The organism is Brachybacterium sp., assembly GCF_036379615.1.
GTDB lineage: Bacteria > Actinomycetota > Actinomycetes > Actinomycetales > Dermabacteraceae > Brachybacterium.
The window spans coordinates 1-13,586 of record NZ_DASVGJ010000060.1; the positions used below are offsets into that span (position 1 = coordinate 1).

Genomic DNA, 13,586 nt, shown 5'->3' on the forward strand with positions numbered 1-13,586 from the left:
TCGCGCCGCAGGTCGACGGGATCCTGCTGTGCTCGAGCCGGATGGACGAGGAGTCGCTGCGGGAGGCCGCGACGTTCACCCGGCTCAGCCTGGTCAACCGGGTCTCCTCGCATCACCCCGGCGTCTTCGCCGATCCGATGCCCGGCATCCCCGCGGCGGTGCGGCATCTGCGCCGGCTCGGGCACCGCCGGATCGGGTACGTCGGGGGCCCTGCCGTGAGCCGTTCCGACCAGGTGCGGCGCGACGTCGTCGCGCGCATCTGCGAGGAGGCGGGACTGGAGTGGATCGAGATCGGCGCATTCGCCCCCACGGCAGAGGGCGGCCGCCAGGGCGCCGAGGCCCTGCTGCAGACCGACGCCACCGCGGTGCTGGTCTACAACGACCTCATGGCTCTCTCGCTCATGGAGCGACTGCGCAGCTACGGGATCGACGTGCCCGGCCAGATCAGCCTCGTGGGCTGGGACGACATCCCGTTCGCCGCGATGGTCACGCCCGGCCTGGCCACGGTGCTGGTGCCGCGATACGACATGGGGGCGACCGCGATCGACCTGCTCCATCAGTGGGGAGGGGAGCCGGCCCACATCGGGGTTCCCACCCGGTTCGTGCCGCGTGGCTCCATAGCCCGGGCGCCGGGCGATGACGGCAGGGGCTGAGGCGGTCTACGCTCCGACCATGAGCGATCTCCGCACCCCCATCGGCGATGTCCCGGGGATCGGCCGTCCCGCCGCCCGCGCCCTGTCCGAGCACGGCCTGAGCACCGTCGGCGAGCTCGACGGGCGCAGCTGGCCGGAGCTCGCCGCGCTCCACGGCGTCGGCCCCGCGGCCGGGCGCCGCCTGCAGCGGGTGCTCGCCGAGCACGGCGCCTCGCTGCAGGACCCTCCCGCGCCGCAGGCCCACCGGGACGTGATCACCCAGGGCGCCACCGGCGAGAACGCGAAGGACATCCGCACCCATGCCACCGCGGTCGACCCGGCGGAGTACGTCGACGGGCTCGACGGCCGCCGCCGCGCCGAGGGCGCGCAGCTGCTGGAGATCTACGACGCGGCCACCGGGGAGCGCGCCGTGATGTGGGGGCCGAGCATGATCGGCTACGGCGAGGTCCACTACCGCTACGCCACCGGTCGGGAGGGCGACACCTTCCAGCTCGGCTTCAGCCCGCGGAAGGCGGAGCTCGCCCTCTACGGCCTGCAGGGGTTCCCGCGCTCCGAGGAGCTGCTGGACGAGCTCGGCCCCCATCGGCGGGGGGCCGGGTGCCTGTGGGTGCGCTCGCTCGCGGCGATCGACGTCGGCGTGCTGGCCGAGCTCGTCGCCCATGCCTGGCGGTCCGGGCCCGACGCCACCGGCCCGGAGGGCTCCGCGGACTCGTAGGGCACCGCTGTCCTCCGGAGCGCTCCCGCGAAGGTGGCGCAGCGCTCATCGTGCGCCGCCGCGGATGCGTCCGGGTAAGGACGGGCCTACTGTGAACCCCGTCAGCTCCGGGACCGGCCCGGGGACGTTCGGAGTGGGAGGGGCGGGGATGGGCAGCTCGGCCCCGGAGCGCCGACGAACGGATCGGCACCTGTTCGTCGGCCGCCGCTCGAAGGCCGCCGTGGTGATCCTCGGCATCGGCGCCGCGATGGTCCTGGCGTACTCCCTGCTGTTCATGCTGCTGATGCGGGGCGAGGCGGCGGACCACTCCTGGGCCACGGCCGTCTACTGGACGATCACCACCATGTCCACCCTCGGGTACGGGGACATCACCTTCGACTCGGACCTGGGCCGGCTGTTCTCCCTCGCGGTGCTGCTCAGCGGCGTCGTCTACATGCTGGTGCTGCTGCCCTTCTTCGTCATCCAGTACGTCGTCACCCCGTGGCTCGACCATCGCCGCACCGCCCGCACCCCGCGCAAGGTCCACGCCGGGGTGCGGGATCACGTGCTGCTGGTGGGCTCCGATGCCGTCACCGAGGCGTTCGCCGCGCGTGCCGAACGCTCCCGCATCCCCGCCGTGGCGGTTCTCGAGGACGTCGTGCGTGCCCGGGAGCTGCACGACCAGGGGCGGCAGGTGATCGTGGGCCCCCTGGACTCCGCCGCGACCTATCGCAACGCGGGGGCCTCCCGCGCGCGTCTGGTCATCTCCACCCTCTCGGACACCGCGAACACGAACGTCGCCTTCACCGTTCGCCAGGCCGCGGCCCAGGTGCCGATCGCCGTCACCGCCTCCAAGCCCGTCTCCGTGGACGTGCTGGACCTCGCCGGTGCCGACCACGTGCTCGAGCTGGGGGCCGTTCTCGGCCGGGAGATGGCCTCGCGGGTGCTCGGCTCCACCGGCCGCTTCCACGCCATCGGCAACTTCGGGACCACCATCATCGCCGAGGCCGCGGCTCGGGGCACCACCCTGGTGGGGCTCACCCTGGGTGAGGCCCGGGCCCGGCTGCGCTCCAAGGTGCGGATCCTGGCGATCCTGCGCAAGGGCCGGCTGCGTGCGATGACGCCCGAACTGCGGATCTCCGATGCGACGGTGCTGGTGCTCGCCGGAAGGACGGAGGATCTCGCGCAGTTCGACGCGCAGTTCAAGTGCCGGGCGCCGTCCGAGGAGCCCGTCGTGATCCTCGGCGGCGGTCGCGTGGGACGCGCCGTCTCCCGGGCGCTGAGCGACGAAGGGGTGCCGAGCACCATCGTCGAGATGCTGCCCGGCAGGGTCGAGACCTCCTACTCCGTGCTCGAGGGGACCGCGAGCTATGCGGTGGTCCAAGGGGATGCCGCCGATCAGCGGATCCTGCGTCGCGCCGGCCTCGAACAGGCCTCGGCCGTGCTGATCACGCCCCGGGACGACGATCTCAACGTCTACCTCACCCTGTTCTGCCGTCGCCTGCGCCCCGAGCTCCAGGTGGTCTCCCGCGCCACCTACGAGCGCAACGTCGCGACCCTCTATCGCGCCGGCGCGGATGCGGTGCTCTCCTACGCGACCATCGGCGCGACAGACCTGTGGAACCACGCCGGACTCAGCCGCCGCGTCCTGGTCGCCGAGGGCAACGAGCTGTTCCTGGTGCCGCGGCCCTCCTCCCTGGTGCGCCGCGCGCTCAGCGACGACGAGGTGCATCGCCGCACCGGATGCCACATCGTGGCCGTGCTCGACGAGGACGGCACGCTGGGCTACGACACCGAGTCCATCCCCTCCGTCCCCGGCGAGCTGCTCCTGCTCGGCGACCGCCACGCCGAGCGGCGCTTCCGCGAGACCTATCTCGGCCGCCGGCGGGGACGCCGCTAGGCTGGAGGACCGTCCCTCCACCGCTGCTCAGGAGTCCCATGCCCTCCGCCCCCGTGAAGCTCGCCGTCGGCGACACCGCTCCCGCCCTCGACCTGCCCACCGCCGGCGGCGGACGGGTGGACCTCGCCGCGCTGCGCGGCGCCCCGGCGCTGCTGTGGTTCTATCCCGCGGCGAACACCTCCCTGTGCACGAAGCAGGCCTGCGACCTGCGCGACCACCACCAGATGTTCCTCGACGCCGGCTACCGGGTGATCGGCATCTCCCCGGACCCGATCACCGAGCTGGATCGATTCGTCGCCGAGCAGGAGCTGCCCTACACGCTCGCCTCCGACGAGTCCCATCAGGTGATGGAGGCCTACGGTGCCTGGGGCGAGAAGAACATGTACGGCAAGCTGGTCCAGGGCACGATCCGCTCGACCTTCGCGCTCGACGCCGAGGGGGTGCTGACCTTCGTGAAGTATCGCGTGGGCACCCCGAAGCACATCGCACTGCTGCAGGAGAAGCTCGCCCTCTGAACCCGGCGGCGAAGGTGTGACGTGATCTGCGCGCTCTCGCTTTGGAGCACTCCGCCCGCTCCCGTATGCTGTATCGGCGTGCCGGGTCCAGGTCCGGCGCCAGGAGACGTGGCAGAGCGGCCGAATGCGCTCCCCTGCTAAGGGAGTAGGCGACCAAAATCGCCTCGGAGGTTCAAATCCTCTCGTCTCCGCCGGCCAGAAAGGGCCGCTGACCAGGTGAAACACTTGGTTGGCGGCCCTTTTTCCGTGCCAGACGAGCTTCGCAATAGCACTCACGGCACCGCTCTGACCTGCTTTAATCTGGCAGGGATCTGGCACGGCCCGATCCATCTGGCACGTATCTGGCACGCGCTGGCCTCCTGCTGACGAGAGGATCGACATGGCTGGTAAGCGAGCGTTCGGCAGCATCCGGAAGCTGTCCTCAGGACGGTTCCAGGCACGGTACACCGGGCCTGACTTCGCGGTGCACAAGGCTCCGCGCACCTTCGCGAAGAAGGCCTACGCGGAGGCCTGGCTCGCGAGCGAGGACCAGCTGATCTCCTCGGGGGCTTGGAGCCCGCCAGAGCGTCGCCTTCTGCAGCAGGAGAGTGCGGGCGTAACGGTGGGGGAGTACGTCGAGACTGTGATCCAGCGCCGGATGAGGCGCACGCGCCGGCCGATCACGCAGACCACTGCCGATCTGTACCGCAAGGATTGGAAGAACCGTGGTCAGGATGCGCTGGGCGGCGTGGCGCTGACCGAGCTGACGGCGGCCGCTGTGACGGAGTGGTGGGACTCGCTCGGCAGCACGCCCACCCAGGACGGTCGCTGCTATGACCTGCTGAAGTCAGTGATGGCTGAGGCGGTGGAGGACGAGATCATCGACCGTAATCCGTGCCGGGTCCGCGGTGCCGGCAAGCCGGAGCCCAAGAAGCGCGGCGACGCAGTGACGGTTGAGGAGGGCAAGAAGTACATCCAAGCTGTGCCCCCGCAGTACCGACTGGCGCTGATGACGAGCCTGTGGTGCGGACTGCGCTCTGGGGAAGTACGGGGCCTGCGACGCCGGGACGTCGACCTGAAGACCGGAGAGCTGCGCATCGAGCAGGCCGTCAGCCGCGTGCGGGTCGACGACCACAGCTTCGACTGGAGGATCGACGCCCCGAAGACAGCAGCGGCTCTGCGGACGGTGTCCATGCCGCAGATGATGGTCGAGCCGCTGCGTGAACACCTTGCGAAGACGTCGCTCAAGACGCCAGATTCGCTCGTGTTTCCCGCCATCAATGACCCATCGAAGCCGATGGGTGAGGCGCTTCTGCGTCGCGCCCATCGCAAGGGGCTCGAGGCGATCGGCAAGCCTGATTTGACCGTCCATGACCTGCGTCGCTCAGCAGCGACTCTTGCTGCGCAAGGCGGGGCGACCACAGCCGAGCTGATGCGGCTACTCGGGCACACCACCGTGACCATGGCGATGGGCTACCAGGTGGCCAGCGACGCCCGTGACCGCGAACGCGCAAGGCGGCTGGACGAACGGATTCGTGAAGGCGACGAAAAGTCTGAATCCGACCCTGCGTGATCTGTTGGCTTCCGTTGTCCGGCAATGCTGGCTTCTGATATTATTGAGCCAGTCGGTGACTGCCTATGGGCGGTCTAGCGCAGAAATCTCCTGCATGATGCTGACCAATCCTGGGGCACCGCGAGATCGGGTGTCTGGCGACCAGATCGCCACTGGCCCGCGCGACGGAGCGGGCTCGCTGTACGCAGCCTGAGGCGATGGTCGCCGGGCCGGAGCTCCGATCGGCTTCGGTAGCACCCGCATGCGACGACGGGTCGTTACCGCTGGAGATACCGTGAGCGCACCCGTCATCGAACCCGCCTACCTGCCGATCCCCGCTGCCGCCAAGTACTTGGGCGTCAGCGTCGCGACGATCTACCGCCGCATCAACGACGGCACCTTGCAGGCCTACGACGTCGCCCCCAAGGGAGCTCGTCGCCGCACTCCGCGCGTCGCGCGCGCCGACATCGACGCACTTCTGCGCCCGTTGGACCCGACGGGGTTTCTTGAGTGACGGTGAGTCAGCCGTGCTGAACCACGCGCAGTGCGCGGCAGAGCGACCCTCGAGCGATCCTGATGAGGGGCGCGCCGGTTTCACGCACTATCGACCATTCCGTCTGCCTGTCTGACCAGGCGATTTGCGCCACCAGAATCGGTCAACTGGGTCCGCGGGTCAGCGTCATTCAATAGAGTGGGGGCATGGCTCTACAGACCGCTCTGATCGAGGACCGCCCGCTCGGTGCGCGGGGTTCGCGACGGCATATCAGCTCCGCGGAGGCTTCCGCGGAGCTTTCCCCCACGGCCTCTGCTGTCCTCGCAGCGCTTCCGTCCTGGTGGACTGCCAGAGCTGATGCGGCCGGCCTTGACGGAGTATGGCTGGACGTCACTCAGGCTGTATCGGCCGAGCCGCCCTTCTCCATGTCAGAGCTCCCGCAGCTTGAGGAGGAGTGGGGTGCGCTGACCGGCGAAGAGGTCGGGCAGGCTTACGTCGAGTCACTCAGTGCCGCAACACGCGCGCGCCACGGTCGGCACTACACCCCCGCGGAGCTTTCCCTGCCGCTCTGGTCGCAGGTGCGCGAGGCCCTCGGACGAGGGGGCGCAGCGGCCAAGACCTTGCCGGGTCTTGTGCGGGATCCTGCCTGCGGGGGAGGGGCACTGCTGCTCCCTGCCCTGCGGGAGCACCTGCGAGCGAGTGCCGGCGTCAACCCACGCCTGGTGCTGGCGGGTCTGCCGAACCTGCTCGAGGGCATCGACAACGACCCGGCCGCTGTGTGGGTCGCGAACCTCGTCCTCGCGGCCGAGATGCTTCCCACCCTTGCCCGCATCCCGGAGAAGGACCGCCGACCGCTACCGGCGCTCTGCCACGTCGGTGACGGCCTCGCGCCCGCCACGCGGAGCGCACGCGCCGTTGTTATGAACCCGCCTTACGGTCGTGTGAAGCTCTCCGACCAGGAGAGGGAGCGGTTCTCCCATGTCGTCTACGGCCACGCCAACATCTACGGATTGTTCATGGCCGCCGGTGCGGAAGGACTTGATGAACAGGGTGTCCTCGGTGCCCTCGTGCCCACATCCTTCCTCGCTGGACGCTACTTCTCGCCCCTCCGGGAGCACTTTTCGTCGACTCTGCGGCTGCGGGAGCTCGGGTTCGTAGAGAAGCGCTCCGGGGTGTTCTCGACCGTCTTGCAGGAGACCTGCCTCGCGACGTTCACGATGGCGCGCATACGACAGGCGAGCATCTCGACTCTGAACGACGAGGGTGTCTCGAAGGTCGCGAAGGTGCCGTCACCGCGCGGGTCCGAACCATGGATCATTCCTCGCCGGACCGACATCGCTGCTGTGTCGGCTGCCGCTTCGCAGATGCCCCTCACCCTGAGCAGCGCCGGTTGGCGCGTGTCTACAGGCCCCCTCGTCTGGAATCGCAGGCTCGCCGACCTCAACGACAGCTCCGGTGTCCCCGTCATCTGGTCAGCCGACTTCGACGGCGGCAGGTTGCACACCGACGCCCGGCGCGGTGCGATGCGGTTCTTCGTGGTGCGGTCTGATCGGGACCGCCGCACGATGCTCCTCTCCGAACCGGCCGTTCTCGTCCAGCGGACCACGGCCCCTGAGCAGACTCGTCGACTGACCAGCGTGCACCTCACCGCCGAGCACCTCGAGCACCTCGGCGGGTCCGTGGTGATCGAGAACCACGTCAACGTCCTGCGACCGACCTCGGCAGAGCCAGCCCTATCCATGAGTCTTCTGAGCCGCCTGTTGCAGAGCTCAGCGCTGGACGCGGTCGCTCGCTGCATTTCGGGGTCGGTGGCACTTTCGGCCTTCGAGCTGTCCGCGCTACCCCTGCCGTCAGCTGAAACACTTGCTTCGTGGGAACGGCTGGACGATCAGGAGTTGAGCGTCGCCGTGAGCAAGGAGTACCGGCTTGGAGGTCGCCTGTGAGGCCCGTGATCGATCCGGAACTCGCTGAGGAGCGCCTCGGCTGGATCTTCCCCCGTACAGCCTTCGACACCACCCTCTCGAGCCCGATCGCCTCCTGGGCAGTGGCGAGCCTGATCTACATGGACGCAGTCGCTCCTCTCGACGAGGATCCGCCGGTCTGGGCACGACCCACGACCATTCTCTGGCAGCAGCAGAACATGCTCGATGATCGCACCGAGGAGTCCGACCGCGTCGAATGGCGAAAGGCGGCACTCCGTGGACGGAAGGCATATGAGGAGCTTCTGGCCACGTGGGATATCGATATCGCTCCGCGATATCGCGAGAATAGCCGAGAAACGCTGCGCGATGACGTCTTCAAGGAGTGGCTTGGCCTCAACGTGATGCGGCAGCGCGCGGGCCTCAGCACGACCAGCAACCTCCCAAGGTGGGCAATCGAGGCCCACTTCGCCGATCTCTTCGATCCGACCCTCGAGGGCGATGAACTTACCGAGGCGATCAGCCGCTGGACTGACGAGTATCTCGACGCGGGTGCCCGGCTCCGTGCCCACCGCGGACGTGAGTCTGCCTCGTCAGAGTATGCAGTCACGGTCACTTTGCCTGACGGGCAGCAGCGCACACTCGAGCACGGGCAGTCGTCCGAGATCCTCAAAGGCGTGATCGAGGAGTGGGCTCCCCGGAAGCTGATCGATCCCGTCGTGCTCACCGTCAGCGAGCCGGGAGACAAGGTCTACGTCGGTGACCAGCGGACCCTGACTGTACTCGGAGTGCAGATCGATGCCGCGAGCCTGCTCCCGGATGCGGTCCTCGTGGATCTCGGGACCAAGCCTGCCGAGTTTTGGATCGTCGAGGCGGTCAACAGTGACGGGCCCATTCATGAGAGACGGAAGGCCGAGCTCCTCGAATGGGCTGCTGATCAGCGCATCAATCCAGACTCATGTCGCTTTCTTACGGCTTTCGCTTCGCGCAATGCGTCACCAGCCAAGCGGCGACTCAAGGACATCGCGGAGGGAACCTTCGTGTGGTTCCTCGATGAACCCGCTCTTGAGCTCGAGCTGTCCCTAATCGCTGATGGGTTTGAAAAGGTCATCCCACTTCAGCGACGATGACACTGACTGCACCGCAGGCGCTGTGAACATCGACGCCCAGACAGCCCTCGCTGGCCTACCCTCGACTCATGACCAGCCCTGTGCACCTCCCGCGCTTCGTGCCGCTCGAGCACGTGCAGGCGGAGCTGTCGATCTCGTATCAACAGGCTCTCGCCCTTGTCCGATCGGGCGATTTGCGCGCGATCAAGGTCGGCGGCAGGGGGCAGTGGCGGGTTTCGCTTGAGGCGCTCGAGCAGTACATCGCCGCGCGGTACGCCGAGACCTCAGCGATGGTCTCGAGCGTTGCCGGCCATGGTCTGCCGGATCCGGACTGCGAGTCCGGATACCCGATCGAGCAGCTTATCCAAGTGCTCGGTGAGGAGCATCGCGAACCGCTGCGGGGTTTCTCGATGATGCGCGCGAGCGTCGAGTGCCCCGAGCACGGCATCGTTCTGCAGGTTGTCGATGCGGAGCGATACGTGGAGCAACGGTCCCCGCGGTCGAAGTAGCGCAGCCGGCGGCTCCGTCGTGCGATGATCTCGGCATGCGACGACGCGACCCGGAAGCCCCTGACCCCGTGGACGAGCCCCTCGGCGACGAGCTTACGGACGACGAGCGTGCGGTGCTCGTGGATCCATCTGTCTGGGAGGCGGCACTGCGCGCGAGCGACCGTGGTGGTCAGCACCCTCGTCCCCGGCTCGAGTAGGGCTGAACTAGCGCGCTTCGGTCCACCATGACGGGAGCGGGTGGCCAGATCTCTCGATGATCCCGATGGCCTCGTGGACTGCGTTGGGGTCGGTGTGCGCGTCCTCGAGGGCAGTGCGCAGCAGAGCGTCAACATCCTCCGGAGTGTGGATGTAGTCGGCGGCGTCGAAATTGCTGTGCTCGTCGTTGCGACGATTCGCCCCTCCGAAGGGAGCGCGTCACGCCTACGGCACCGGCGTCTGGCGGTGTGCGGCTCTGGAACGATCAGGAGCTGTACGCACCACGGCCAGCAAGGGCCGTGTACAACGTCTGCCTGCTGACTCCGAGCTGTCGCGCGATCGCCGCCTTGGAAGCCCCTGCAGCGATGCGCTCGCGCGCGAAGGCGATCTGATCGGAGTCCATTCGCGGTGCACGCTCGTAGACGCCGCGCTCCTTCGCCAGCGCGATCCCCTCGGCCTGACGCTCGCGGATCGTGGCCCGCTCGAGCTGCGCGACCGCGGCCAGGATCGTCAGCATGAACTCGCCCTGCGGGCTGTCGGTGTTCAGCGACGGGTTGTCCACGAACTCCACCGCGGCCCCGCGATCACGCAGCTGCCGGATGAGCGCGAGCAGGTCGGTGGTGGATCGGGAGAGCCGGTCGGGCGACTTCACCCGCACCACGTCGCCTTCGCGGACGTAGGTGAGCAGCTCGGTGAGCGCTGGTCGTCCAGTGACGTCCTTGCCGCTGATCTTCTCGGTGTACAGCCGGTCGACCTCCCCGAGAGCGTGCACCTGACGCGCCTCGTTCTGGTCCATCGCACTGACTCGGACATACCCGACGATCTGCCCTTTGGGGTGCGTCGGCCCGCGTCTGACCTGTCCATCCATCTCTTGACCCTCTCTACGACTGTGTCCAACTGCTGTTCAGCGGACCGTGATTGACGGCTGGGCTCGCCCCAGCACCTGCTGTCCACTCAGGTACACCCTGATGGGCACTGACGGACAGGAAGAAGGGGTGGGGTGACCTGCAGTAGGTGACCCCACCCCTCCGGCACTTCAGAGCACGAACCCAGCGAGGGCCTTCCCTGCGCCCGAGCACATGCGACCGAACTCGCCGAGCTCGGCCTGATGGTGGGTGTTCGCCGGCCCGTCGTCGTCGAACCCGTCCGCGGACCCCAGGGTGGTCTCATCGATCAGCATCGACTCCTCACCGCTCTGATCGAAGCCGGGGGCATTGCCCTCCCACCGGACCGTCGTATAACCGTTGCCCTCGGACTGCACGCTTGCGTACGCCTCGAAGTCCACCGTGCCGATGCAGGTGTAGGAGATGTAGTGCAGCTGGCCGTCCGTGATCTGCCACGACTCGATGGTGGGCGAGAAGTTCTGGATCGCCCGGAGGTAGGTCACCGTGCCCTCCGAGGTGTCCACGAGCGGGATGCCGGTCGGTGCCGGCAGAGCGCCGCCGCCGTCGCTGGGCAGCGCGACCTCACCACCCTCGTCGCTCGGCTGGGTGACCTCGCCCCCGCCGTCGCTCGGCGCAGGCGCTGCGGTGGGCTCGGTCGCTGTGTCGGTCGGTGCCGGGGCGGGTGCCGGCTGCTCGGCCGGCTGCTGCGCGACGGGCTGTGTCGGGGCCGGCTGTGCCGCGGCCTCGCGGTCTGCCTCTGCTCCGGCGTAGCTGCAACCGGCGAGGCCGATGGTGCCGAGGGCGAGCAGGCTGATGAGCTCCCTCGTGATCGTCATGGTGGTGAAGTCCTTTCGGTGAGATGGGGTTGGTCCGGTGTGCTCGTCAGGCTGTCTGCCCAGGGCCCGCCGACGGAGCGGCGGGCTCCACGGGGGCCGCCGGCGCGACAGGAGCCGGACGGGCCGTACGCGTCCGGACGGCCCGCAGGAGTCCGGCGAACAGCGTCGGGAAGCAGATGAACGCAGCGACCACGCCACCGGCGGCCAGCGCCATCCAGATGTTCGTGAAGATGGTCAGCGCCCAGGTGACCGTCTGACGCAGGAGCACGAACGCGACGCCGTAGCCGATGGAGATGAGCACCAGGCGCAGCAGAGAGCTGTGGTCGATGTAGGCCTGGATCATCCCGGCGATTGCCTTGAGAGCGTTGCGACCCTCCTGGATGCGCGAGTCCTCGCTCGGCTCGCCGCCGAGCACGATGAAGCCGTTGCGGATCATGAGCTGGAAGAGCATGGCGAGGACCGCCGAGGTGCCGGTGGCGGCGATCTCGAGCAGCCCCCACTGGGTGAGGCCGTAGGCGAGCGAGACGAGCGATCCGATCGCGAGGAAGGTCGCGAGGACCCGCCAGATGTGGGCCCCTGAGTCGAAGTTCGTGTTGTGGATGTGGATGTCGGGCTGGGTGGTCATGACAGCTCCTTCTCGGTGGTGGTGACGGTGGGGATGATCTGCGCGACGGCCTCGATGTCGATGTCGTCGATGTCGAAGGGCTCGTCGTCGAAAGCGGGCTCGGGATCGTCGGCCTCCGGCTCGTCACTGTCGAACTCGACCTCCGGCTCGCTCGCATCGACGTCAGGGGCGTCGCTCTCCGGGTCGTCGGGCACGTCCGACAGGTCCGGGAGGATCTGGAAGGCCGCGTCCTCGAGCTCGGGCTCCTTGGTCGTGCTCGCCACGACCGGCGCGGTTGCCGCGGCACCGCCGAGGATCCGCACCGAGGGGTCGACCGCTCTGCCGTCGCGGGACGCGGCGGCCGCTGTCGCGCGGCGGACGGTCGGCGCGACCCATCCCCACGACCAAGCGCGGTACACGCTCCACAGAAGACCGAGGACCAGCTGGATCTCGAGGAAGGAGATGGTGCCGGCTGCGTACCAGCGCGAGAGCGCCGCGGGAGCGAGCATCCCGCCGCTCGCCTCCTCGTACACGGCAGCGAGGGGGTGGATGAGGATCAGGTCCAGTCCGAGCCGGCGACCCATCACGGCGGCGGCGGCGATCACGGCGGCGAGCAGTAGCGGCGGCCAGGGGCGCGAGACGTGGGGACGCAGGACCGTCCGCCACACCTGGTAAACGACGTGGCTGACCGCCCATGCAATGCCGACAGTGAGCGGCAGGGCGTAGCAGAACAGCAGCACGTAGGCGATCGCGCCGAGGGCCGACGTCTTGGAGTCGTCGTGGTGGGTCCACTGGGAGAAGCGTCCCTTGGTGATCTCCTCGTGCAGCGCGGAGTCGCCGACGCCGGTCGCCGCGCGCTCGCGCTTGCGAGCGGCACGGGCGAGCAGGTCCGCACGGCGCATCGCGGCGTGACGGTCCCACCAGCGCCGGCCCTTGATCCACGCGGCGCGCTCGGCCTCGTACATCGGCTCAGGCATGGCCGACCCCCACGACCGCGCTGAGCGGGATCGCGCCCGCAGCTGCGAGCGGCGAGGCGGTCGTACCGGCGACGTAGCCGATGAAGAAGACCGTCAGGCAGGCGATCACCAGGATGATCGCGCCGAAGACCAGACGCCACATGGCGGGTTCTCCTATCCAGAGTCCAGTGCGCGGGCGAGTGCCCGGCGACAGAGCCGACAGAACGAGGCGCGCCCGGGGGCGGGCGCGGCACTTCGTACGGTGGTGGCCGCCGCGGATGGTCGGCCTATGAGCTCTCGTGGAGCTCCGGATGCCCCCATTCTAGCGGACCCACTTGAATTAAATCAAGAGGGCCCGCTAGAATCTCTGGCATGAAGGTGAACATCCCGGACGACGACTCCCGACAGCTCTCGCAGCTGCTCCGCGGCGCGGAGAAGACACGCGCCAAGGCCCGTGGACAGCCGGTGCGCATCAGCGCCGTCGCATGGGTGCGCGGCGCGATCGCCGCCGCGAGGAAGGACAAGGACCTCGCTCGGCGCATCGCCGAGCAGATCCCCGACACCCGCCACGGAGGGGCGCGACCGGGAGCAGGTAGACCACGCGGCAGCACGAGCAGTCAGGAGGAGATGTGACGACCGAGCGCAGCACCAGGGAGGGAGCCGCCAGCTGACCGACCCGCACGACGAGCGCGACGCACCCTACACAGGCACTGCTGAGGCAGAGCCGCCAGCAGGAGATGAGATCCGCTCCCCGGGCACGAGGCCCGCAGGAGCACTACACACGAAGG

Annotated in this window: 14 protein-coding genes, 1 tRNA gene and 1 pseudogene; 11 read left to right on the forward strand and 5 right to left on the reverse strand. The window is 68.5% G+C overall.

Annotated features, from left to right (window positions below; genetic code table 11):
• The 10 genes and pseudogenes from VF289_RS11405 to VF289_RS11450 all read left to right on the forward strand — a co-directional run.
• A partial coding sequence (locus VF289_RS11405) for a LacI family DNA-binding transcriptional regulator (RefSeq protein WP_330884010.1) occupies window positions 1-653 on the forward strand: 653 nt, incomplete at its 5' end.
• 19 nt (window positions 654-672) lie between these two features.
• Window positions 673-1,368, forward strand: a complete 696-nt coding sequence (locus VF289_RS11410; RefSeq protein ID WP_330884011.1) for a DUF1801 domain-containing protein — start codon at window positions 673-675, stop codon at window positions 1,366-1,368.
• Between the two features lie 148 nt (window positions 1,369-1,516).
• Window positions 1,517-3,247, forward strand: coding sequence for a potassium channel family protein (locus tag VF289_RS11415; RefSeq protein ID WP_330884012.1), 1,731 nt, complete (start codon window positions 1,517-1,519; stop codon window positions 3,245-3,247).
• A gap of 38 nt (window positions 3,248-3,285) precedes the next feature.
• Window positions 3,286-3,762: a peroxiredoxin gene (locus VF289_RS11420; protein ID WP_330884013.1), complete on the forward strand. Its 477-nt coding sequence runs from the start codon at window positions 3,286-3,288 to the stop codon at window positions 3,760-3,762.
• 102 nt (window positions 3,763-3,864) lie between these two features.
• Window positions 3,865-3,953: transfer RNA gene (locus VF289_RS11425), tRNA-Ser, on the forward strand.
• Window positions 3,954-4,141: 188 nt separating this feature from the next.
• Entirely contained in the window at window positions 4,142-5,314 is a 1,173-nt protein-coding gene (locus tag VF289_RS11430) for a site-specific integrase (protein ID WP_330884014.1), read from the forward strand.
• A 274-nt stretch (window positions 5,315-5,588) separates the two neighbouring features.
• Complete coding sequence (locus VF289_RS11435) at window positions 5,589-5,807, forward strand: helix-turn-helix domain-containing protein (protein ID WP_330884015.1); 219 nt, start codon at window positions 5,589-5,591, stop codon at window positions 5,805-5,807.
• A gap of 185 nt (window positions 5,808-5,992) precedes the next feature.
• Window positions 5,993-7,729 (forward strand): Eco57I restriction-modification methylase domain-containing protein, encoded by a 1,737-nt coding sequence (locus tag VF289_RS11440; RefSeq protein ID WP_330884016.1) that lies wholly within the window; start codon window positions 5,993-5,995, stop codon window positions 7,727-7,729.
• A gap of 5 nt (window positions 7,730-7,734) precedes the next feature.
• Window positions 7,735-8,835 carry a BsuBI/PstI family type II restriction endonuclease gene (locus VF289_RS11445; RefSeq protein WP_330884017.1) on the forward strand — a complete coding sequence of 367 codons (1,101 nt, stop codon included), beginning with the start codon at window positions 7,735-7,737 and terminating at the stop codon, window positions 8,833-8,835.
• Window positions 8,836-8,903: 68 nt separating this feature from the next.
• Window positions 8,904-9,110, forward strand: a pseudogene (locus tag VF289_RS11450) (helix-turn-helix domain-containing protein); the annotation flags it as partial.
• A gap of 673 nt (window positions 9,111-9,783) precedes the next feature.
• Here the strand turns inward: VF289_RS11450 and VF289_RS11455 are convergent.
• The 5 genes from VF289_RS11455 to VF289_RS11475 all read right to left on the reverse strand — a co-directional run bounded on the left by VF289_RS11455 (window position 9,784) and on the right by VF289_RS11475 (window position 12,961).
• Window positions 9,784-10,386, reverse strand: coding sequence for a recombinase family protein (locus VF289_RS11455; protein WP_330884018.1), 603 nt, complete (start codon window positions 10,384-10,386; stop codon window positions 9,784-9,786).
• 168 nt (window positions 10,387-10,554) lie between these two features.
• The gene (locus VF289_RS11460) at window positions 10,555-11,238 is read right to left on the reverse strand and encodes a hypothetical protein (RefSeq protein WP_330884019.1); all 684 of its coding nucleotides are present in this window, start codon (window positions 11,236-11,238) and stop codon (window positions 10,555-10,557) included.
• A 46-nt stretch (window positions 11,239-11,284) separates the two neighbouring features.
• Window positions 11,285-11,863 carry a hypothetical protein gene (locus VF289_RS11465; RefSeq protein ID WP_330884020.1) on the reverse strand — a complete coding sequence of 193 codons (579 nt, stop codon included), beginning with the start codon at window positions 11,861-11,863 and terminating at the stop codon, window positions 11,285-11,287.
• Window positions 11,860-12,819, reverse strand: a complete 960-nt coding sequence (locus tag VF289_RS11470) for a hypothetical protein (protein ID WP_330884021.1) — start codon at window positions 12,817-12,819, stop codon at window positions 11,860-11,862. Before VF289_RS11470 ends, VF289_RS11465 begins: the two co-directional genes overlap by 4 nt.
• The gene (locus tag VF289_RS11475) at window positions 12,812-12,961 is read right to left on the reverse strand and encodes a hypothetical protein (protein ID WP_330884022.1); all 150 of its coding nucleotides are present in this window, start codon (window positions 12,959-12,961) and stop codon (window positions 12,812-12,814) included. Before VF289_RS11475 ends, VF289_RS11470 begins: the two co-directional genes overlap by 8 nt.
• A gap of 209 nt (window positions 12,962-13,170) precedes the next feature.
• Here VF289_RS11475 and VF289_RS11480 point away from each other — a divergent pair, with 209 nt between their 5' ends.
• Window positions 13,171-13,431 carry a hypothetical protein gene (locus VF289_RS11480; protein WP_330884023.1) on the forward strand — a complete coding sequence of 87 codons (261 nt, stop codon included), beginning with the start codon at window positions 13,171-13,173 and terminating at the stop codon, window positions 13,429-13,431.
• Window positions 13,432-13,586 lie beyond the last annotated feature (155 nt).

Excerpts from the sequence above, each read along its gene's own strand:
- VF289_RS11410 (WP_330884011.1), top strand. The coding sequence starts at position 673 with ATGAGCGATCTCCGCACCCCCATCGGCGATGTCCCGGGGATCGGCCGT.
- VF289_RS11415 (WP_330884012.1), top strand. The coding sequence starts at position 1,517 with ATGGGCAGCTCGGCCCCGGAGCGCCGACGAACGGATCGGCACCTGTTC.
- VF289_RS11420 (WP_330884013.1), top strand. The coding sequence starts at position 3,286 with ATGCCCTCCGCCCCCGTGAAGCTCGCCGTCGGCGACACCGCTCCCGCC.
- VF289_RS11430 (WP_330884014.1), top strand. The coding sequence starts at position 4,142 with ATGGCTGGTAAGCGAGCGTTCGGCAGCATCCGGAAGCTGTCCTCAGGA.
- VF289_RS11440 (WP_330884016.1), top strand. The coding sequence starts at position 5,993 with ATGGCTCTACAGACCGCTCTGATCGAGGACCGCCCGCTCGGTGCGCGG.
- VF289_RS11455 (WP_330884018.1), bottom strand. The coding sequence starts at position 10,386 with ATGGATGGACAGGTCAGACGCGGGCCGACGCACCCCAAAGGGCAGATC.
- VF289_RS11460 (WP_330884019.1), bottom strand. The coding sequence starts at position 11,238 with ATGACGATCACGAGGGAGCTCATCAGCCTGCTCGCCCTCGGCACCATC.
- VF289_RS11465 (WP_330884020.1), bottom strand. The coding sequence starts at position 11,863 with ATGACCACCCAGCCCGACATCCACATCCACAACACGAACTTCGACTCA.
- VF289_RS11470 (WP_330884021.1), bottom strand. The coding sequence starts at position 12,819 with ATGCCTGAGCCGATGTACGAGGCCGAGCGCGCCGCGTGGATCAAGGGC.
- VF289_RS11475 (WP_330884022.1), bottom strand. The coding sequence starts at position 12,961 with ATGTGGCGTCTGGTCTTCGGCGCGATCATCCTGGTGATCGCCTGCCTG.
- VF289_RS11480 (WP_330884023.1), top strand. The coding sequence starts at position 13,171 with ATGAAGGTGAACATCCCGGACGACGACTCCCGACAGCTCTCGCAGCTG.